15 protein-coding genes are annotated in these 16,195 nt (G+C 59.7%); 8 read left to right on the top strand and 7 right to left on the bottom strand.

The features are described from left to right. Positions 1-64 precede the first annotated feature (64 nt). From FHX06_RS03045 to FHX06_RS03025, 5 genes are all read left to right on the top strand, one after another. A complete protein-coding gene (locus FHX06_RS03045; RefSeq protein WP_112541210.1) occupies positions 65-1,324 on the top strand; it encodes an ABC transporter substrate-binding protein in 1,260 nt (419 codons plus the stop codon). A gap of 215 nt (positions 1,325-1,539) precedes the next feature. Further along, entirely contained in the window at positions 1,540-2,487 is a 948-nt protein-coding gene (locus FHX06_RS03040) for a carbohydrate ABC transporter permease (protein ID WP_183878037.1), read from the top strand. Positions 2,488-2,500: 13 nt separating this feature from the next. Then, positions 2,501-3,343 carry a carbohydrate ABC transporter permease gene (locus tag FHX06_RS03035; protein ID WP_112541212.1) on the top strand — a complete coding sequence of 281 codons (843 nt, stop codon included), beginning with the start codon at positions 2,501-2,503 and terminating at the stop codon, positions 3,341-3,343. Beyond that, a complete protein-coding gene (locus tag FHX06_RS03030; protein WP_113210741.1) occupies positions 3,340-4,407 on the top strand; it encodes a Gfo/Idh/MocA family protein in 1,068 nt (355 codons plus the stop codon). The genes FHX06_RS03035 and FHX06_RS03030 overlap by 4 nt, the downstream gene beginning before the upstream one ends. Positions 4,408-4,417: 10 nt before the next feature. Next, entirely contained in the window at positions 4,418-5,419 is a 1,002-nt protein-coding gene (locus FHX06_RS03025; protein WP_112541214.1) for an ABC transporter ATP-binding protein, read from the top strand. Between the two features lie 68 nt (positions 5,420-5,487). Here FHX06_RS03025 and FHX06_RS03020 read toward each other — a convergent pair whose 3' ends face one another. The 7 genes from FHX06_RS03020 to FHX06_RS02990 all read right to left on the bottom strand — a co-directional run bounded on the left by FHX06_RS03020 (position 5,488) and on the right by FHX06_RS02990 (position 12,060). Then, on the bottom strand, positions 5,488-6,366 hold the full coding sequence (locus FHX06_RS03020) for a DMT family transporter (protein WP_183878035.1): 879 nt from the start codon (positions 6,364-6,366) through the stop codon (positions 5,488-5,490). Positions 6,367-6,548: 182 nt separating this feature from the next. Then, positions 6,549-6,854 carry an NIPSNAP family protein gene (locus FHX06_RS03015; protein WP_112541215.1) on the bottom strand — a complete coding sequence of 102 codons (306 nt, stop codon included), beginning with the start codon at positions 6,852-6,854 and terminating at the stop codon, positions 6,549-6,551. 217 nt (positions 6,855-7,071) lie between these two features. Continuing rightward, positions 7,072-8,133 carry an ABC transporter ATP-binding protein gene (locus FHX06_RS03010; protein ID WP_112541216.1) on the bottom strand — a complete coding sequence of 354 codons (1,062 nt, stop codon included), beginning with the start codon at positions 8,131-8,133 and terminating at the stop codon, positions 7,072-7,074. Positions 8,134-8,145: 12 nt separating this feature from the next. Then, the gene (locus tag FHX06_RS03005) at positions 8,146-8,934 is read right to left on the bottom strand and encodes an ABC transporter permease (protein ID WP_007824098.1); all 789 of its coding nucleotides are present in this window, start codon (positions 8,932-8,934) and stop codon (positions 8,146-8,148) included. Next, positions 8,931-9,824, bottom strand: coding sequence for an ABC transporter permease (locus FHX06_RS03000; RefSeq protein ID WP_007824097.1), 894 nt, complete (start codon positions 9,822-9,824; stop codon positions 8,931-8,933). Before FHX06_RS03000 ends, FHX06_RS03005 begins: the two co-directional genes overlap by 4 nt. 70 nt (positions 9,825-9,894) lie before the next feature. After that, on the bottom strand, positions 9,895-10,998 hold the full coding sequence (locus tag FHX06_RS02995; protein ID WP_112541218.1) for an ABC transporter substrate-binding protein: 1,104 nt from the start codon (positions 10,996-10,998) through the stop codon (positions 9,895-9,897). Between the two features lie 189 nt (positions 10,999-11,187). After that, positions 11,188-12,060: a MurR/RpiR family transcriptional regulator gene (locus FHX06_RS02990; RefSeq protein ID WP_112541219.1), complete on the bottom strand. Its 873-nt coding sequence runs from the start codon at positions 12,058-12,060 to the stop codon at positions 11,188-11,190. A gap of 177 nt (positions 12,061-12,237) precedes the next feature. On the opposite strand from FHX06_RS02990, the gene FHX06_RS02985 reads away from it, so the two are divergent. The 3 genes from FHX06_RS02985 (at position 12,238) to FHX06_RS02975 (ending at position 16,193) form a co-directional block, all read left to right on the top strand. Continuing rightward, entirely contained in the window at positions 12,238-13,008 is a 771-nt protein-coding gene (locus tag FHX06_RS02985) for an N-formylglutamate amidohydrolase (protein ID WP_113016821.1), read from the top strand. A gap of 119 nt (positions 13,009-13,127) precedes the next feature. Then, positions 13,128-14,681 (top strand): APC family permease, encoded by a 1,554-nt coding sequence (locus FHX06_RS02980; RefSeq protein WP_113210739.1) that lies wholly within the window; start codon positions 13,128-13,130, stop codon positions 14,679-14,681. Between the two features lie 147 nt (positions 14,682-14,828). Next, positions 14,829-16,193 (top strand): glutamine synthetase family protein, encoded by a 1,365-nt coding sequence (locus FHX06_RS02975; RefSeq protein ID WP_183878032.1) that lies wholly within the window; start codon positions 14,829-14,831, stop codon positions 16,191-16,193. The last annotated feature ends 2 nt before the right edge of the window (positions 16,194-16,195 follow it).

Here is a 16,195-nt window from a genome sequence, read left to right as displayed (position 1 = left end):
GCACGCCAACCGCTTGTTTCAGACCGAAAACAGCGCCTAGCGGCGCGTAAAACAGGAGAGGGAAATGAAAAACACTGCTCTGAAAAGTTTGCTGCTTGCCTCCAGCCTGCTGTCGTCAGCCGGCCTCGTTCATGCCGCCGACGTGACGCTCACCGTCGAAAGCTGGCGTAACGACGACCTGCAGATCTGGCAGGAAAAGATCATCCCGGCTTTCGAAGCCAAGAACCCGGGCATCAAGATCGTCTTCTCGCCGACCGCTCCGACTGAATACAACGCTTCGCTGAATGCCAAGCTCGATGCCGGTTCCGCAGGCGACATCATTACCTGCCGTCCGTTCGACGCTTCGCTCGAACTCTTCAACAAGAAGCAGCTCGTCGATCTCACCAGCCTTTCCGGCATGGAAAACTTCTCGCCGGTCGCCAAGGCTGCATGGTCGACGGACGACGGCAAGTCGACCTTCTGCGTGCCGATGGCTTCGGTCATCCATGGCTTCATCTACAACAAGGATGCCTTCGACAAGCTCGGCATCGCTATTCCGAAGACGGAAGACGAGTTCTTCGCAGCCCTCGACAAGATCAAGGCTGACGGCACCTACATCCCGCTCGCCATGGGCACGAAGGATCTCTGGGAAGCCGCAACCATGGGCTACCAGAACATCGGCCCGAACTACTGGAAGGGTGAAGAGGGCCGCGAAGCCCTGATCTCTGGCAAGCAGAAGCTCACCGACGCCGACTGGGTCAAGCCCTATGAAGAGCTTGCCAAGTGGAAGCCCTATCTCGGCGACGGTTTCGAAGCCCAGACCTACTCGGACAGCCAGAACCTCTTCACGCTCGGCCGCGCCGCCATCTACCCGGCCGGTTCGTGGGAAATCGCGCTGTTCAACACGCAGGCTCAGTTCAAGATGGGCGCCTTCCCGCCGCCGGTTCCGAAGGCTGGCGACCAGGGCTACATCTCCGACCATCCGGATATCGGCGTTGCACTGAATGCCAAGAGCACGCACCAGGAAGAAGCCAAGAAGTTCCTCACCTGGGTTGCTTCGCCTGAGTTTGCTGACATCTACGCAAACTCCCTGCCGGGCTTCTTCAGCCTGAACTCCAACCCGGTCAAGATGAGCGATCCGCTTGCTCAGGAATTCGTTTCCTGGCGCGGCCCGTACAAGTCGACCGTCCGCTCGACCTATCAGATCCTGTCGCGCGGTACGCCGAACCTCGAAAACGAGACCTGGGTTGAATCGGCCAACGTCATCAACGGCACGGACACTCCGGCCGTCGCTGCCGAAAAGCTCCAGAAGGGCCTCGACAGCTGGTACAAGCCGGGCAAGTAAGGTTTTGAAGGTGAGGGGCGGCCTATTGGGCTGCCCCTTATCGGCCTGCCGGCCATCTTGTCCCGCGAGGGGCAAGAGACTCGCAGCCGCCTCCTGGCCCGTGGTTTTCAGGTATGGGCATGGTCCGGCTCTCCGAAGAAGGAGAGGGGAATGAGGGGCAAGATTTCCACCTGCGCTGCGCCTGATGGTCCAGCCAATAAAAACAGGCAAAAGCCATGAGCGAAGCCGACACCGCAGTCGACGTGATCCCGATCAAGCGTCCCATTCGCTGGCATATCGGAATCTTCCTTCTTCCGGCCTTTATCGTCTATACGGCGATCATGATCCTGCCGCTGATCGAAACGCTCCGGCTTTCCTTCTACAATACGGTAGATGGCGCACCGGCCTTCGTTGGCTTTGCCAATTACAAGGTTCTCTTCGGCGATGCCCGCTGGGTGCATGCCTTCTGGAATGCGCTGCGCAACAACGTCATCTTCTTCATCATCCATATGTGCGTGCAGAACCCGATCGGCATTGCGCTTGCCGCACTTCTGTCGACGCCGCGGCTTCGTTTCGTTGCCTTCTACCGTACTGCTATCTTCCTGCCGACGCTGCTCTCCTTCGTCATCGTCGGCTTCATCTGGAAGCTGATCCTGTCGCCGATATGGGGTGTCGCACCCTGGCTGATGAGCCTCGTCGGCCTGAAGTGGGCCTTCGCACCCTGGCTCGGTCAGTCCGGCCCGGCGCTGATCGCGGTGTCGCTGATCTCGAACTGGCAATATATCGGCATCCCGATGATGCTGATCTATGCGGCGCTTCTGAGCATTCCCGAGGAAGTGATCGAGGCTGCCGAATGCGACGGCATTACCGGCTGGGCCCAGTTCTGGAAAATCAAGCTGCCGCTGATCCTGCCGGCGATTGGCATCATTTCGATCCTGACTTTCGTCGGCAATTTCAACGCGTTCGATCTGATTTATACCGTGCAGGGTGCGCTTGCAGGCCCCGACATGTCGACGGATATTCTGGGCACTCTGCTCTACCGCACCTTCTTCGGTTTCCAGCTGCAACTCGGCGACCGCTCCATGGGCGCAACGATCGCGACGGTCATGTTCCTGATCATCCTCGCCGGCGTCTCCTTCTATCTTTTCGCCATCCAGCGGCGCATGCGCCGCTACCAGTTCTGAGGAGTGTGAGCCCATGTCGAACAGAGCGCGCACATCCCCCATCCGCACCGGCCTCGTACATCTGGCGCTGATCGGCTACACGCTGATTGCGATCTTCCCGGTGTTCCTGACGATCGTGAATTCGTTCAAGGACCGCAACTCGATCTTCCGGTCGCCGCTGCAGGTGCCGACCCCCTCGACCTTCAGCCTCGTCGGTTACCAGACGGTGCTGGGGCAGGGTGACTTCGCCACCTATTTCCAGAACAGCTTCATCGTAACGATCGTTGCGATCTTCCTCGTGCTGCTGTTCGGTGCGATGGCCGCCTTTGCCCTGTCGGAATACCGTTTCAAGGGCAATACCCTTGTTGGCCTCTATATGGCGATCGGCATCATGATCCCGATCCGCCTCGGCACGGTCGCCATCCTGCAGGGCATGGTCGCGACCGGTCTCGTCAACACGCTGACGGCGCTGATCCTCGTCTATACGGCGCAGGGCATTCCGCTCGCGATCTTCATTCTCTCGGAATTCATGCGCACCGTGTCCGACGACCTGAAGAATGCCGGGCGCATCGACGGGCTTTCGGAATATGCGATCTTCTTCCGCCTCGTGCTGCCGTTGGTACGGCCGGCCATGGCGACGGTCGCTGTCTTCACCATGATCCCGATCTGGAACGACCTGTGGTTCCCGCTGATCCTGGCGCCATCCGAAGCCACCAAGACTGTGACACTCGGGTCGCAGATCTTCATCGGCCAGTTCGTCACCAACTGGAATGCGGTTCTGGCGGCACTGTCGCTGGCGATCCTGCCGATCCTCGTTCTCTACGTCATCTTCTCGCGGCAGCTGATCCGCGGCATTACCTCGGGAGCCGTCAAGTGAGCCAATCCGACAAGCCGATCCGTGTCCTTGTTGCCGGCCTCGGCAATATGGGCCGCAGCCATGCGCTCGCCTATCACAACAATCCGGGCTACGAGATCGTTGGCCTCGTCAACCGCTCCAAGCCGAGCCAGCTTGCGCCGGAGCTGGAGCAGTACACGATCCATCCCGACTTCATGACGGCGCTCGCCGAGCTGAAGCCGGATCTCTGCTCGATCAATACTTATTCCGACAGCCATGCCGATTATGCCGTCGCCGCCTTCGAGGCTGGCTGCGACGTCTTCGTCGAAAAGCCGCTGGCAACGACCGTTGCCGATGCGGAGCGCGTCGTGGCCGCGGCAAAGAAGGCGGGCAAGAAGCTGGTCATCGGCTATATCCTGCGTCATCACCCGTCCTGGAAGAAGCTGATCGAGGAGGCGCGGAAGCTCGGTGGTCCCTATGTCTTCCGCATGAACCTCAATCAGCAGTCCAGCGGGCCGACCTGGGCGACGCACAAGTCGCTGATGCAGACGACCTCGCCGATCGTCGATTGCGGCGTCCACTATGTGGATGTCATGTGCCAGATCACCGATGCAAGGGCGGTCGAAGTGCGCGGCATGGGCTTGCGCCTGTCGAACGAGATCGCGCCGGACATGTATAATTACGGCCATCTGCAGGTGCTCTACGAGGACGGTTCCGTCGGCTGGTACGAGGCCGGCTGGGGGCCGATGATTTCCGAGACGGCCTTCTTCGTGAAGGATGTAATGTCGCCGAACGGCGCCGTCTCGATCGTCATGGATCCGAACGCGAAGTCCGACGATATCGACACGCATACAAAAACCTCCGTCATCCGCCTGCATACGGCAGAGACCGGGCCCGACGGCAAGTTCATTCGTCCCGATCAGGACATGACGATGGAAGGCGAGCCCGGCCATCAGGCGCTTTGCGATCTGGAGCAGGACTTCGTGCTGCGCGCCATCAACGAGGATCTGGACCTCAACCGCCATATGGATGATGCGGTGGCCTCGCTGCGCATCTGCCTTGCCGCTGACGAAAGCGTGCGCACCGGCCGACCGGTTAGACTATAAGGAAAGACTAGTGGGATCGCTTCAACTCAAATCCATCCGCAAGGCCTATGGCAAACACGAAGTGCTGAAGGGCATCGACCTTGAGGTCAAGGACGGCGAATTCGTCATCTTCGTCGGTCCGTCAGGCTGCGGGAAATCGACCCTGCTGCGCAGCATTGCCGGCCTGGAAGACGTCACCTCCGGCGCCGTCATCATCAATGGTCGCGACGAGACGCTGACTCCGCCGGCCAAGCGTGGCATCGCCATGGTGTTCCAGTCCTATGCGCTTTATCCGCACCTGACGGTCAAGGACAATATGGGCCTCGGTCTGAAACAGGCGGGGGCGGCGAAGGATGAAATCGAGACGCGCGTGACCAAGGCCTCGTCCATGCTGTCGCTCGAGCAATATCTGGCGCGCCGCCCGGCCGAGCTTTCGGGTGGCCAGCGCCAGCGTGTGGCGATCGGCCGGGCGATCGTGCGCGAGCCGGAACTCTTCCTCTTCGACGAGCCGCTCTCCAACCTCGATGCGGCTCTGCGCGTGCAGACGCGTCTCGAAATTGCTCGCCTGCACCGCAGCCTGAAGGCGACGATGATCTATGTCACCCACGATCAGGTGGAAGCCATGACGCTTGCCGACAAGATCGTGGTGCTGAATGCCGGCGCGATCGAGCAGATCGGCTCGCCGATGGAATTGTATAACCGGCCGGCCAACACGTTCGTCGCGGGTTTCATCGGCTCGCCGCAAATGAACTTCATCCCCGCCGACAAGGTCGGCGATGCGCAGGCCAAGACGGTCGGCATTCGCCCGGAGCATCTGACGCTCTCGCGCGACAGCGGCAGCTGGAAGGCCAAGACCGTGCATGTCGAGCATCTCGGCGCCGATACGATCGTCTATCTGGAATCGGATCAGTGCGGTCTCTTGACCGCACGTCTCTTCGGCGAACACAAGTACGAGCCGGATGAGATCGTCTATGCGACGCCGGATGGCAGCCATATCCACCGCTTCGATGCGAACGACAGGGCAATCCGCTGAGTGCAACCGGAATGAAAAGGCCCCGCCATGGAGCGGGGCTTTTTGTTTAAGGCGGTATTGAAGGCAAGTCAGCGCCGGAAAAGCCGTCCATCGATGATGATCAGGCTGGTCATGATCAGGCTCATCCCGCCAAGCTCGAACGCCTCCAGTCTTTCGCCGAGAAAGACCGTGCCGAGCAGGATCGCGCTGACGGGCACCAGCAGCGTCACCAGCGATGCATTGGTCGCCCCGGCCGAGGCGATGAGATTGAAATACCGAATGAAGGCGAAGGCGGTCGTCAGGATCGCGAGAAAAAGCACGGCCATCCATATCGGAGCAGACGCTGTGACGATGTCGGCCGGGCTGTAGAAAATGAAGACGATCGGCAGCATGAGGATGGCAGCACCTGTCAGCTGGCCGGTGGCAACGACTGTCGGGCTTATGCCTTTGAAGCGTTTGGCGTAGACGACGGCGAAAGCGTAGGAGACGGCGGCTCCGATGACTGCGAGCTTTGCCCAGGTGGGGCCGCCGAGATTGGACAGAAGTCCCGGGCCGATTATGACGGCGGCGCCCGCGATGCCGATGACGACGCCTGCGATCTTCGCGGTTGAGATCTTTTCATCCGGCGTCAGCGCGTTTGCTGCGAGGATCGTCCAAAGAGGTGTCGTTGCGTAGAAGACCGAGGCGAGGCCGGCGCCGATCTCCGTCTGGCCGGTGAAGATCAGCGAGAACGGAATGACGTTGTTGAGAAGGGCGAGACACAGGAAAGAGCCGGGCCGGGCGAGAACGGGTGCGAAGGAAATGCCGCGCAGCCTTAACCAGAGATGCAGGACCAGCGCGGCGATCGCCACGCGATAAAGCACGAGGGCCAGCGGCGGAATTTCGGACACGGCGACGCGGGCGAGGAAGAAGGACCCGCCCCAAAGTGCGCCCAGGAGCGTGAGCTGGCCCCAATCCTTCGCTGACATTGACTGTGTCATCGCTTCGGTATGCAAAGCCTCATCCAATGAATGGAGACAAGCCCTGCAGTCTATCCCCCGTGCGGGCGGGCAACAGCGACGGAACGGTGCCGATTCCGAATTCTATGGAATCTGGTGCTGTCTTATCCCGATCGGCTGGATTGATATGTCTGGACTAAATTCCGGGGCTCTCAGCCGAGAACCGGGCGCATGAAACTGCGCTCATAGCTGATGATGCTGCGGTTGCGCCTGTCGAGCTCGAAGGCGGCCTGACATTCCGGGTCGCTTGCCATTCGGGTGCGGTAGTCCTCGTAAGCGGCAAGGCTCGGGAAGGAAAACAGCGCAATAGCAATGTTGTTGGCGCCTTCCGATGGCAGGAAGTAGCCGTGATGGGCGCCTCCCATCCTGTTGACGATGGGGATCCAGAGCCGGGCGTATTGTTCGAATTCTGCAAGCTTGTAGGGGTCGATGACGTATCGCAGATGGCAGGTAATCATTGAAAGACCCCGTTGTGGAACGACCGAGCGGATGTCCGTCCGGTCTGTATTGCTTGCCCGGATTCGAGGCAAGCCGTTTGGTCTTTACGCTGCCTTCCGTTTCGATGCTATCTCCCCGATCTGGATATTCGGAGGGGCAGGGGCTCATGAAAAATAGGTAGCAGGCATGCAAAAGGCGCCGCGTTGCGGCGCCTTCGTTTGTTTCAGTCCGTCTCGATCAGTCGCGGATGACGAGCAGGTCGGCGGCCATGAAGCGGAGCGTCACGGTCTCGCCAGCGGCCGGCGGCCTGACGCCGGGGCTGTTGAACATGTCGAAGGAGATCACGTTGCCGCCGACATTCATGCGGGTGCGGATGACCGAACCCAGGAAGTGGGCAGATACGACCTCGCCGGTCAGGGCGGTGTCGCTCTGGGCGCCTTCGGCGAGCGAACCGGCTTCCGGACGGAGCGCAAGCTGAACGGTGTCGCCAGCCTTGTAGGTCTGGACCGACTGTTTCAGCGTGATGCCCTGATCGCCGATCTGGATGCGGTTGCTGTCGGGATCGACGACCTTGGCTTCGATGAGGTTCAGCGTGCCGACGAAGGAGGCGACGAAGCGCGTTGCCGGCGTGTTGTAGATTTCGAAGGGCGTGCCGATCTGGTCGGCCTTGCCGCCGTTCATGACGACGATGCGGTCGGAGATCGAGAGCGCTTCTTCCTGGTCGTGCGTGACGAAAACCGTGGTGATGCCAAGCGACTGCTGGATCTGGCGGATTTCCTCGCGCAGCGACACGCGGATCTTGGCATCGAGCGCCGAGAGCGGTTCGTCGAGCAGCAGAACCTGCGGCTTGACCGCAAGGGCGCGGGCAAGTGCGACGCGCTGCTGCTGGCCGCCCGACATCTGGTAGGGGAAGCGGTCCGCAAGGTGATCGAGCTTGATCAGGCCGAGCATTTCCTTGACGCGCTTGTCAATCTCCGGCTTCGCAGCGCCCGCGACCTTCATGCCGAAAGCGACGTTGTCATGCACCGTCATGTTCGGAAAAAGGGCGTAGGCCTGGAAGACCATGCCGATGTTGCGCTGGTTCGGCTTCAGGGCGCGCTGGTCCTTGCCGTTGATCGTCAGCGTGCCGCCGGTCGGCGTCTCGAAACCGGCGATCATGCGCAGCACGGTCGTCTTGCCGCAGCCCGACGGGCCGAGGAAGGAAACGAATTCCCCTTTCTCGATGTTCATGTTGAAGTTCTTGACGACCTGGGTCTGGCCGAAGGATTTCTGAATGTTGGTCAGCGTAAGAAAGGACATGAGCCAAATACCTTATGCTTTAGCCGGGCGGGCTTTGCCAAAGCGCGAAACGAGATTGAGCAGGCCCATGCTGAGCCAGGTGATCGAAAATGCGATAACGGCGAGCGCAGAAGGCTCATAAGCCTTGTTGGCGCCGACGAGCTGCAGGTAGGGGCCAAAGGCCGGACGGTTGAGGAGCGCGGCGAAGGTGAATTCGCCCATGACGATCGCGAGCGTGATGAAAGCGCCCGAGAGCACGCCGCTCATGACATTCGGGAAAATGCACTTGAACATGATGGTGGTCCAGCGAGCGCCGAGGCTTTCAGCCGCCTCCGTCAGCGTGCGGACGTCGATGGCGCGCATGGCTGTATCGACCGCGCGGTACATGTAGGGCAGCGACAAGGTGATGTAAGAGAAAACCAGCAGGATGTTGGTGCCCATCGACGAATTCGTCAGCGGCAGATAGGACGATGAATTGTACATCCTGAGGTAGCCGAAAACGATGACAATCGCCGGAATGACGAGCGGTAGCAGCGTGATGAATTCGACGACCGGACGCATCTGCGGTAGGCGCAGCCGCACCCAGTAGGCCGTCGGCACGACGAGCAGCATGCCGAAGATGATGGTCAGAAACGCCATTCCCATGGAGTAGCCGAAGGTCTCGCGGAACTGAGCGTCCGAGAAGACTGACTGATAGGCATCGAAGCTATAGGTGCCGCGGCGCATGCGCAGCGAGAATTCGATCGTGCCGATCAGCGGGATGATGAAATAGGACGCGCCGAGAATGATGGCGATCCAGGCTCCGAGACGTTGAGCTTTCATTTCTGCCACCGTTCGGCGCGCATGCGCAGCATGAGATAAAGGACATTGGATACGCCGGTTATGACGATCATGCCGAGCGCGATCGCGTAACCGAGGTTGGCATTGTGCAGAACGTCGCCGCGGATCTGCGCATAGAGCAGGATCGGCACGATGTTCAGTGAACTGCCGGTCAGCGCGAAGGCGGTGGCGATGGCGCCGAAAGCGTTGGCAAAGAGCAGCAGCGTGGTACCGAGCAGGCTCGGCCAGAGGATCGGCAGGGCAACCATCGTCCAATATTGACGGTTGGTAGCGCCGAGAATTTCAGAGGCTTCGCGCCATTCCTTCTTCATACCGTCCAACGCCGGCGTCAGGATCAGCACCATCAGCGGGATCTGGAAATACATGTAGGTGATGGTGAGGCCGAAGAACGAGAGGAGGTTGAAGCCGGTGCCGTAAAGGTTGAAGCCAAACCAGTCGCGCAGGAAGAGGGTCACAAGGCCGGTGCGGCCGAGCGTTGCGAGAAAGGCGAAGGCGAGCGGTACCCCGGCGAAATTCGAGGCTACGCCGGAGAATGTCAGAAGCGTCGAGCGCACCGAGTTCGGCAGGCCGCCGAGCACGACGGCCCAGGCGAGGAAAAAACCGATCAGGGCGCCGCCAAGGGCGGACGCCACCGAGACGCGGATACTGATCCAGTAAGCGCTCAAAATGGATGGCGTAAAGAGATCGCCGATATTCTTCAGCGTGAGTTCGCCCTCGGGCGTCAAGAACGCGCCCGCCACGAGATAAAGCGTGGGGATAATCAGGAACAGTAGTGAAAAAATAATGAAGGGTGCAATGCCCAGCCAGTCGATCACGCGGTCTTTGTTGATCAAGGGGGCGCTGCTTACCATAGGTGTTGAAACGGTACTCATGGAAAGCTCATCCTGGGGCGTCGGAGTGAGAAAACCTCCCCGCCCTGAGGCGAGGAGGCAGGATCAGGTGTTACTTGACGATGGCGCCGACGACAGAATCCCAGTTCTTGCTGATGGCTTCCTTGCCGGCAGCCTGTTCCTCAAGAGTCGGGAAAACAGCCTTTTCATAGGCCGCTGCCGGCGGCAGCTTGTCGAGGAGTTCCTTCGGGATCTTGTTGTTCTTGGCAAGATCGTTGAAGCGGATCGGGTGGCAATAGCCCTTCAGCCAGCCGATCTGACCTTCGTCCGAGTAAAGATATTCCATCCAGAGCTTGGCAGCGTTCGGATGCGGTGCGAAGGCGGAGATCGCCTGAACGTACACGCCTGCGACAACGCCCGTCTTCGGAACGACAACTTCAAACGGAGGGTTGCCCTTCAGGCTCTCACCCCAGGACAGAGCATTGTAGTCCCAGGAGATGATGATCGGCGTCGAGCCCTGTGCAAACGGTGCGGCTTTACCCGTAACCGGTACGAAGTTGCCGGCCTTGTTCAGTTCGGCGAAGAACTTGAGACCTTCGTCGCCAGCCTTTGCCGCATCGCCATTGCTGCGCGACAGACCGGCCGCATAAACGCCCTGAACTGCCTGGTTGGCGGTGCGCGGGTCGCCGGCGAGGGCAACCGAGTTTGCGTAATCGCTCTTCAGAAGGTCAGCCCAATCAGCCGGGGATTCCTTGACGAGATCCTTGTTGATGAGGAAGGAGAGAACGCCGTAATAATCGCCATACCAGAAGCCGTCGGCGTCCTTGGCGGTGTCCGGGATAGAGTCCCAGGTGGAAACCTTGTAGGGCTGGATCAGGCCTTCAGCCTTTGCAGACGGGCCGAAGGAGAGGCCAACGTCGATCACGTCAGGAGCCTGCGGGCCGGTGTTGCCCTTGTTGGCCTTGATGGCTTCGATTTCGTCGCCCGAACCGGCGTCCGGGTTCAGTTCGTTGACTTCGATACCGTACTTCGCCTTGAAGCCTGCGATAACATCGCCGTAGCCGCACCAGTCATGCGGGAGAGCGATCGTCGTCAGCGTGCCTTCCTTCTTGGCGGCAGCGATAAGATCGGCGCTCGGTTCAGCGGCTGCGATCGCAGTCGAAGCTACGATCATCGCAGTAGAAAGCGAAAGCAGTCGAGAAATGTTAGAGATCACTGTTGTTCTCCTTCAGGTTTTCAGTGTCCGATGTGCTGTTACTGTCGTTAGATGAAGCTTGTGTGACAGTTGCATGACGTTAATTTTTCTATGAATAGCAGTCGCTTGCGGCAAATGTTTCATTTGCGACAGGCTGTCCTGTTTCCGCGAAAGCCGCCATTGTTTTTGCCCTTTTTTTAGCTGTCCCTCCTAACCGGGTTTGCGGAAAAGCCGGGTTTGTTCGAACAGGCCTTCCAGCGTTTTCATGCGTTCCTTCGTTTCGTCCCAGGTCGAGTTTTGCACCGCTTCGATGAGCGCCTCGACAATGAAGAGTGTCACGACGGAGGAATCCCAGGCCGACGGCGCCTCGATCTGCACGCGGAAGACGTGCCGTGCGAGCTTGGCGGCGGGTGAGGCCCATTGGTCGGTGAAGACTATGATTTCGGCGCCGCGCTTGCGGGCGGCGGTGGCCAGGCTCACCATCTCCTGCTCGTAGCGGCGGATATCGAAGATGATGAGCAGATCGCCCGGGTTCATGTTGAGGACGTATTGGGGCCAGCTCGACGAATTGGACGACAACAGCGCCGTGTTCGGGCGAATGACCTGCATATGGGTAAAGAAGTATTCGGCCAGCGCGCCGGTGATGCGTCCGCCGACGAAATAGAGCGTGCGCTTGCGATCCGAGAGCAGGGTGGCGACATTGTCGAAGGTCGCTGTGTCGAGATCGGAAAGCGTCTGCCGCAGATTGCCCATGATGGCATCGGCGAAGCGGTTCAATATATGGGTGCCTGGCGCGTTCTGGGCCCAGCGGTCGTGCTTGGCGATCGGGTTGGAGATCGTCGCCTCGACTTCCTGATGCAGATGCTGCTGGAAATCCGGATAGCCCTTGTAGCCGAGCTTCTGGACCATGCGCACGACTGTCGGCGTGGAAACGCCGGCATTTTCAGCGATGGTGGTGATGCTGCCGAGACCTGAGACGGGATAGTTGTCGAGAAGGCTTTCAGCCAATTGCTTCTCGGCGCGCGTGAGCACGCCGAAATGCGAATGAATGACGTCCGAAACGGTCTTTGCCGCGACACTCACGTGATTTTGCTCCCCGGGATGGTCTAGTGCCACTTTCCCACTGAAAGTTAACAACGCTGTCACAATCCATGTCAATAACTGTCATGAAAAGAAATTTTCAGAGTGCGCTTGACACTGCGGTGAAGCTGAAGAATTCTTTTCTTGTAAAGAATTTATTAAGCGATGGGGGAAGCGCCGTTGGTGCTGGCTCAGGCCAAAATTCTCAGCGAGGCGGACGGCGATTGCGTTGCAATCGAGCGTGTCCACGGCAAGAGTCCCGTGCTGCTTATCTGCGAGCATGCATCGCGCACGCTTCCTGAACATTTCGGCGATCTGGGCCTCTCCGAGGAAGCGCTTTCCAGCCATATCGCCTGGGATCCAGGCGCCCTTGCGGTTGCGCGCGCCATTTCCGCAGCGCTCGATGCAACGCTCATCTACCAGCGCTTCTCGCGCCTGATCTATGACTGCAATCGGCCGCCGAGCTCGCCGGGCGCCATGCCCGAGGTCAGCGAGATCTATGCGATTCCGGGCAACAAGGATTTGAGCGAGGGCGAGCGCCTGGCCCGCACGGAGGCTCTCTACCTGCCGTTCCATGACGGCGTGCGCGCCTTGATCCGGGATCGGCAGGCGAGGGGGCAGGATAGCGTCATCGTGACGATCCACAGCTTCACTCCGGTCTATAATGGAAAGCAGCGCGCCGTCGAACTCGGCATCCTCCATGACGAGGACAGCCGTCTCGCCGACCGCATGCTGGATTTTGCGGCCGAGGCGCCGCTTTATCGTACAGAACGCAACGAACCCTACGGGCCTGCTGACGGCGTGACCCACACGCTGATCCTGCACGGCATTTCCAACGGGCTTCGCAATGTCATGATCGAGGTCCGTAACGACCTTATCAGTGAAGATACCGGCCAAGGGGTCGTGGCCGACTATCTCACAAGGCTTCTCCAGCAGAGTCTGGATGCCTGAATAAAAGAAGACCCCGGGGAGCAGTTTAACTGCGAACAGCCCGCAAGGCGAAAAGCCACGGGCACTTTTGGCACAGGATCGGCCGCAATTCCGCGGGCGATTGTCAACAGGGGGAAGTCATGTCGGACTATTCCGAAAGTGATAAGAAGCAGGATATGAGCGTCCTGCATTCCATGGGCTATGCCCAGGAACTTGAACGACGCATGAGCTCGTTTTCGAACTTTGCCGTTTCCTTCTCGATCATCTGCATCCTGTCGGGCGGCATCAACTCGCTGGCGCAGGCAACTGCTGGCGCCGGCGGTGCCGCCATCGGCATCGGCTGGCCGCTCGGCTGCTTCGTCTCGCTCGTCTTTGCCGTCGCGATGGCGCAGATCAGCTCCGCCTATCCGACCGCCGGTGGCCTGTACCACTGGGGTTCGATCCTCGGCAACCGCTTCACGGGCTGGCTGACCGCCTGGTTCAACCTGCTCGGTCTCGTTACCGTCCTCGGCGCCATCAATGTCGGCACCTATTATTTCTTCATGGGCGCCTTCGGCACGAGCTATCTCGGCCTGACGGACACGACGATGGTGCGCATCGTCTTCCTGGTGATCATCACCGGCGCGCAGGCGCTCGTGAACCACATGGGCATCGGGCTCACCGCAAAGCTCACGGACTTCTCCGGTTACCTGATCTTTGCAACCGCGATCGCGCTCGCTGCCGTGTGCCTGCTTTCGGCTCCGTCCTATGAGTTCGGTCGTCTCTTCACCTTCGCCAACTATTCCGGCGAAGCGGGCGGCAACGTCTGGCCGTCGACCTCGGGTCTTTGGGTGTTCCTGCTCGGTCTGCTGCTGCCGATCTACACGATCACCGGCTATGACGCTTCGGCCCATACGTCGGAAGAAACCGTCAAGGCGGCCCATTCCGTTCCGAAAGGCATGGTTTCCTCGGTGCTCTGGTCGGCTCTCTTCGGCTACATCATGCTGTGCGCCTTCGTGCTCATGCTGCCGAACATGGACGACGCGGCAAAGCAGGGCTGGAACGTGTTCTTCTGGGCGATGGATACGCAGGTCAATTCGACCGTGAAGGACATTCTCTACTTCGCGATCCTCGTCAGCCAGTGGCTGTGCGGCCTTGCGACCGTCACTTCCGTCTCGCGCATGATCTTCGCGTTCTCGCGTGACGGCGGCCTGCCGGCCTCCAAGGCGCTGTCGAAGGTCAGCCCGAACTACCGCACGCCGGTTGCTGCGATCTGGACGGGCTCGATTCTCTCGGTGCTCTTCGTCTGGTTCACCTCACTCGACTTCATGAAGATCGGTGATACGCCGGTTTACACGATCGTCGTGTCGTGCACGGTCATCTTCCTGTTCTTCTCCTTCGCGATCCCGATTACGCTAGGCCTTTTCGCCTGGGGTTCATCGAAATGGGACAAGATGGGGCCGTGGAATATTGGCGAAGGCATGTTCAAGCTCTTCGCGGTTCTTTCGATCCTCGCGATGATTCTGATCTTCGTTCTCGGCATCCAGCCCCCGAACCGTCCGGCTCTGTATGTGACCGTTGGCTTCCTGATCCTGACCGGCATTGTCTGGTTCGGCTTCGAAAGCCGCCGCTTCAAGGGGCCGCCGATCGGCGAGGAAGTGGCACGACGCCAGGCCGAAATCGCAGCGGCCGAAAAGGCTGTCGGCGAACACTGATAGAGCAAGGCTTCCCTCTCACATGGCGGGGCCGCGTCACGCGGCCCCCTCACGGTTCAACGAAAAGGCATCGGGTGGGTTGATCCCGGCGGTTGCATGCCGTTTCGTTGTCCCGATTTCCCGGTTTCAATTTCAGGCGGATACATCATGAGCAACTATACTCTCGACGATCTCAGACAGGACGTTGCCGACGGGCGCATAGATACGGTGCTGGCCTGCCAGGTGGACATGCAGGGGCGCCTGATGGGCAAGCGGTTCCAGGCCGAATTCTTCCTCGAAAGCGCCTGGAAGGAAACGCACAGCTGCAACTACCTCCAGGCGACAGATATGGAGATGGAGACCGTTTCCGGCTACAAGGCGACCAGCTGGGAAAAGGGCTATGGCGACTATACGATGAAGCCGGATCTCTCGACCCTGCGCGTCATCCCGTGGCTCGAAGGCACCGCGCTCGTTCTCTGCGACGTGCTGGATCATCATACGCATGAGGAAGTGGCCCATTCGCCCCGCGCGATCCTGAAGAAGCAGGTCAAGCGGCTCGAAGACATGGGGATGAAGGCCTACATGGCCTCCGAACTCGAATTCTTCCTCTTCGACCAGACCTATGAGGCGGCGCAGGCGTCGGGTTACCGCGACCTGAAACTCGCCAGCGCCTATAATGAAGATTACCACATCTTCCAGACGACCAAGGAAGAAGAGGTCATGCGGGCGATCCGCAAGGGCCTGCAGGGCGCCGGCATTCCGGTCGAAAATTCCAAGGGCGAGGCGTCCGCCGGCCAGGAAGAAATCAACGTGCGTTATGCCGATGCACTCGCCATGGCCGATCGCCATGCGATCATCAAGAACGGCTGCAAGGAAATCGCCTGGTCGAAGGGCAAGGCGATCACCTTCCTCGCCAAGTGGCACTACAATGCCGCCGGCAGCTCATCGCATATCCATCAGTCACTCTGGAGTCTCGAAGAAAAGCCGCTCTTCTTCGATCATACCGGCCATCACGGCATGTCGCCGCTGATGCAGCACTATATTGCCGGGCTGCTCAGCCATGCGAGCGAGATCACCTATTTCCTGGCGCCCTATATCAATTCCTACAAGCGCTTCATGGCCAGCACGTTCGCGCCCACCAAGGCCGTCTGGAGCAAGGATAATCGTACGGCCGGCTACCGCCTCTGCGGCGAGGAGACCAAGGGAATTCGTATCGAATGCCGCGTCGGCGGCTCCGACCTCAATCCTTATCTTGCCTTCGCGGCCCTGCTTGCCGCCGGCATCGACGGCATCGAGAAGAAGCTGGAACTGGAGGCACCCTATGTGGGTGACGCCTATTTCGGCAAGGATATCCGCGAAATCCCGCGCACGCTGCGGGCTGCGACCAAGGCGATGACGGAATCGGAGATGCTGCGCACAGCCTTCGGGGACGAGGTCATCGATCACTATACCCGCGCTGCCGAATGGGAGCAGGAAGAATACGACCGCCGCATCACCGATTGGGAAGTGGCGCGCGGCTTCGAGAGAGCTTAAGA

Origin of the sequence: Rhizobium sp. BK512 (genome assembly GCF_014194915.1) — a bacterium.
GTDB lineage: Bacteria > Pseudomonadota > Alphaproteobacteria > Rhizobiales > Rhizobiaceae > Rhizobium.
The sequence above is the reverse complement of the archived record's forward strand: the minus strand, read 5'-3'. Positions and strand labels throughout refer to the sequence as shown.